Source organism: Allobosea massiliensis (genome assembly GCF_042655245.1).
Taxonomy (GTDB): Bacteria; Pseudomonadota; Alphaproteobacteria; order Rhizobiales; family Beijerinckiaceae; genus Allobosea; species Allobosea massiliensis.
Map to the genome: position 1 here is coordinate 1 of NZ_JBHSLU010000133.1, position 3,482 is coordinate 3,482.

Below are 3,482 nucleotides of genomic sequence, written 5' to 3' on the forward strand. Positions count from 1 at the left end.
CCATCGTCAGCCTGCCAGCCGTGGCCGCCTGACCAGCCCGACCAAAGCCGGCACGCGGTGGCTCTGCGAAGCTACACCACCAGCAGGGACACGACCCCTGGGCGCAAGCGCGCGACTTGTTCGATCAGATCATCGCGGGTCTGGGAGAGGAGGAGGAAGGCAAGGCATTCGCAGTCGACGGCCCCACTGGAGCTGGCAAGACCCATATTCTGCGACGTCTCAGCCGGCACAAGAATCTGGAGCTCATCGAGACCGAGGAGGGGCCGCTGCGGCCCTTGCTCAAGGTCGAGATCCCGGCTGCGTGCGACCTACGAAAGCTTGGCGTGCGGATGCTTCGCCGCATGGGTGTTGGTGTGGCGCTGGCCGAGGATGTCGGTGATGGCGAGTCCAAGATCACCAAGGGGATTCGGCTGGATGCCGAAGATGTCTGGGACGTCATCCGGATCCAGCTCCAGACCCAGGGCGTCATGGTTGTCATTATCGACGAGATCAACAACGTCTTCTCAAATCCCAAGAGCCATGAGCGCGCTCAAATCGCCATGAAGCTCAAGGAAATGCTGGTCGATAAGGAGTGGCCAGTCTCTATCGTCCTGGCAGGCGTCAAAGCGGCAAAGTTCGTTGAGGAATATCCCGAGCTTCGCCGCCGCACGCCGATAGTCGAGGTCCGCCGGCTCGATAACAAGCGCCGGGACCACATGGCGATGCTGCTGCAGAATTTCGAAAAAAGGTTGGGTTTCCCCGAGAAGCTCGACCTGCATCTGCACGATTATCCCGAGCGCATGATCCATGCGACCGACGGCGAGGTTGGTCGCGTTGCCGACCTGTTCAAGCTCGCTGGTGTCGGTCCGTGGATGGCTGGCCGCCCGATGACCATGTTGGATCTCGCTGCTGCGGCAGAAGCTATCGGGCTCTGCGACGCGAGGGCCAATCCCTTCCGTGTGGCCGACCTGACCAAGGTGAAGAAGAAAAAGAAGTCGCTAGAGGATTATGACCGCACGTTGTTGCGAGGCAACCAGCGGCCCTCGATCGAGGATGGAGAGTGAGGCTCTCAACCCTTCCGGTTCGTCCGATCCGTCATTCGGGTGAACCGGCCTACGCTTATTGCGCGAGGATAGGGGCGACGAACGGCCTGAAGACGCTGACCCACTGCGGTTACGTCTTCGGTTTCCGGTCCTTCGAAATCATCCAGGGCAAAGGTCTGGAATGCGTCGCTGAGCTCACGGACCAGGATCTCGCGGCCTTGTCGTTCGACACAGCGAAGACCGCCCCTGACAACGTCGAGCTGCGCGGAGAGCGCCTGTTCCGAAAGCAGTGGACCATTGCTTCACAGTGCAAGGTCTGCCCGGGATGCGTTCGTCAGGACATGGCTGCACCCGAGCAGTTTCGCCGGCGGCTTCCAAGAGCATGGCGACGGACCTTTTGGGATATCCGCGCCGTCGACGTTTGCGTGGAGCACTCAGCGCGACTGATCGATGCCTGTGAGGCCTGCGGTGAAGCGCTGTCCTATGAGAACGCCTCGGTCGGCCGATGCCCGCAGGGGCACGACATAGCGCAGTTCATCTGTGAGGCCGTTCCGGAAGGCGAGACGCTGGGAGCTCGGTATATCCTGGGCAGGCTCGGCTTCGCGGAGCGTCTCGCCTCGGCATTTCTCGATGAGTTGGATCTGGGTCGCGCGATCGCGACGATGGAGGCCGTCGGACGAGCCGCCATGGGGATAGAGCGGTTTGCCGAGCAGGCTCCCAGTTCTTCGTCCGGTGCGATTCTCTCTGTGGGTTTCGATGCCATTCAGGGGCTGCCGGAGCGGCTGCCTGTCATTATGGACGGGCTTGTCGCTTTGTCCGGGCAGCGCCCTTGGCGGTGGGGTCTCCTGAAGGCCTATGGCGAATTCTACGAGTGGCTCATGGACGAGCCGCAGTCCGCAATTATCGACGCGTTGCGCGCCGGAATCGTGGCCCATGCGGAGAATTCGGACCAAGTCATCTTCAAAGCGAACACCACTGTCGCCGGCGTAATGATGGCGAGCGCGAAATATGTCCCGCTTGCCGAGGCGGCCGCGGAATGCGGCATGGGAAGCGACCGTTTCCGTCGGTTCTGCGAGGCTCAGGGCGTCCTCCCGAGCGCGAGGCTTCGCCAGGGAGAGAGCGCACGTATCCCCCGAGCTTTTGTGGATCAGTTCAGGGAGATGATCGCCGAGTGCTTCAACGCGACCGAGCTCGAAATCGCACTGGGTGTCTCGCCAGCCGCCGCCCGGGCCATTGCAGATGAAGGGCTCGTCGATCCGATCGTGCCGGCCGAGCAGCGCCGTGAGCTCAAATTCAACGTCGCACTCTTTTCGGTGCAATCAGTCCGCAGGCTCCTCGACGACCTGGCTGCTAGGATCGAACTCGGTGGCAACAATCTCACCGCTCTTCCCAAAGCCGCGGCGACTTTGCGGTTAGCAACGAGCAAGGCCGTCCAGCTCGTGCTGTCGGGACGGCTTTCCATCAGAGGCTACGACGGCAGCGCACCCGGCCTTCAGGCATTCCTAATCGACCGGTGCGAGCTCTCGAAAGCGATCGGTCAGCACCTTTCCTACGAATTCGTTCCGATCTCGACCGCCGCCGGCCAGATTGGCATCAAAGGTGAAACCGCCAAGGCGTTGCGGGATCATAACTTCCTCGACGCAACCCGTCATCGAAACAGCCTTCTAGTCCGACGGGACACCCTCCAGAGATTCGTCGATGACCATGTGACGTCGCAAACCCTCGCAGCCATGGGCGGTTTCGGCTCGGCGAGCGCGGCGACCAAGCAGCTCAAGAAAGTCGGCCTCACTCCGATCCTGCCCATGGAGGTAGCTCGGCAAGCCATCTTTCGCCGATCCGAAGCCGAGGCGGCTTTGGATCGCTGGCAGCGACTCGAATCTGGCGCACCACGCGCTACCGAACACTGACTGGCCGATAGGATTGTGTGCATGAGGATCAACTACGTTGCCGTTTATCCCGCTCGCCAGGATGGGGAGCCGGCCTACGCTCACTTGATGCGCGTGGCGCAAGCCAACGGCGTAAAGCGCGTTGCGACCTTGGCGGCAAACCTCGGCCTGGAATCATATCGCCTGCATATGCGGTCTTCGCTGGAGACCATCGGGAGCGTCGGTCGCTCGGATGCGGTCAGCCTCTCCCACGACACGGCCACTGATGATCGCGATATTGTCACCCTTCGAGGAGAGACGCTCAAACGTGGTACGCAGTGGTCTTCGCTTAGCGTCCGACGCGCTTGCCCGGCCTGCTATGCCGAGGACAAGCAGGCAACCGAACCCTATAAGCGCCGGCTGCCGCGAGCGTGGCACCGCACTTGGTGGGACGTGGCCGCGGTCACCGCCTGTCCAGTCCACTACTGCCGCCTCATTTCGGTCGTGTCCCTGCTGGTGGTGTAGCTTCGCAGAGCCACCGCGTGCCGGCTTTGGTCGGGCTGGTCAGGCGGCCACGGCTGGCAGGCTGACGATG

2 protein-coding genes and 1 pseudogene are annotated in these 3,482 nt (G+C 62.0%); all 3 read left to right on the plus strand.

Annotation, left to right across the window (positions count from 1 at the left end; genetic code table 11):
* Nucleotides 1–113 precede the first annotated feature (113 nt).
* Nucleotides 114–1,043 (plus strand): annotated as a pseudogene (locus tag ACFPN9_RS27695) (TniB family NTP-binding protein); the annotation flags it as partial.
* On the plus strand, nt 1,040–2,929 hold the full coding sequence (locus tag ACFPN9_RS27700; protein WP_377817940.1) for a TniQ family protein: 1,890 nt from the start codon (nt 1,040–1,042) through the stop codon (nt 2,927–2,929). The pseudogene ACFPN9_RS27695 and the gene ACFPN9_RS27700, both read left to right, overlap by 4 nt.
* A gap of 21 nt (nt 2,930–2,950) precedes the next feature.
* On the plus strand, nt 2,951–3,412 hold the full coding sequence (locus ACFPN9_RS27705; RefSeq protein ID WP_377817941.1) for a TniQ family protein: 462 nt from the start codon (nt 2,951–2,953) through the stop codon (nt 3,410–3,412).
* Nucleotides 3,413–3,482 lie beyond the last annotated feature (70 nt).